Source organism: Komagataeibacter kakiaceti JCM 25156 (assembly GCF_000613305.1).
In genome coordinates this window covers 1-776 of record NZ_BAIO01000792.1, presented here as the reverse complement: position 1 = coordinate 776, position 776 = coordinate 1, and the positions used below count along the sequence as shown (strand labels likewise).

Sequence of the window (776 nt, the reverse complement as noted above, 5' to 3'; positions counted from 1 at the left end):
CGGGCCATGCCGTGTTCGCGGGGGGGGGCGGTGCGGATGGTCTCGGGTTATGTGGGGCCTGCCGTGGATGTGGAAACCCTGCGCCGGGGCCAGCCGGTGGTGACCACCATCGGCATCGGGGCGGATGGCGATCTTGACCACGCGGCCCTGCGCGCGGTTCTTGCCGGGCGGGACGCGGGCACGTTCGCGACCGTGCTGCGGGTTCATGACCAGAGCGGGCATGGAAATGATCTGGAGGCCACGCCGGGCCGCCATGTGGTCCATATCGGGGAGGTACGGGTCGCGGGGAACGAGACCCTCTCATGGGGGAGGAAACGGGCCGGGCGGGTTTGTCATCCCCGCATCGCTGAAGGTGCCGGCGGATGATTTCTTTTTCGGCACCGTGGGCACCTATGCCTCCGCCAATTCCGGGTATGCGGCCTATCCCGTGCCGGTGATGCTGGGGAGTGCCGCGCGCGGGCGCGTGTTCAAGACATTTTTCGGCAGCTACGGTCTGGATGGATTTGCCCATATAGCCGACGCCACAAGTCCCGACCGGCGGACGGACATGGTCATTACCAGTTCCCCCGCCGCCTTTGACGTTTATGCGGCGCGGGGCGGATATGGTCTCGATTGCGGCAATGCCTCCGCCCGGCTGGGCTCCCCCATCGCGCCGGGGCAGATGAGTGGCGGCTATGTCGGTTTCAATGCCGATGGCGGGCCGTGGTTTTCGCAGGGGCGCAATACGGGGCAGTGGAGCGGTCTGGTCATTGCCGACAGGGCGCCCGACCCGGCGG

2 pseudogenes are annotated in these 776 nt (G+C 67.4%); both read left to right on the top strand.

The window, feature by feature from the left end:
* A pseudogene (locus tag JCM25156_RS27245) lies at window positions 1-366 on the top strand (hypothetical protein); the annotation flags it as partial.
* A pseudogene (locus JCM25156_RS27240) lies at window positions 353-776 on the top strand (SGNH/GDSL hydrolase family protein); the annotation flags it as partial. The pseudogenes JCM25156_RS27245 and JCM25156_RS27240, both read left to right, overlap by 14 nt.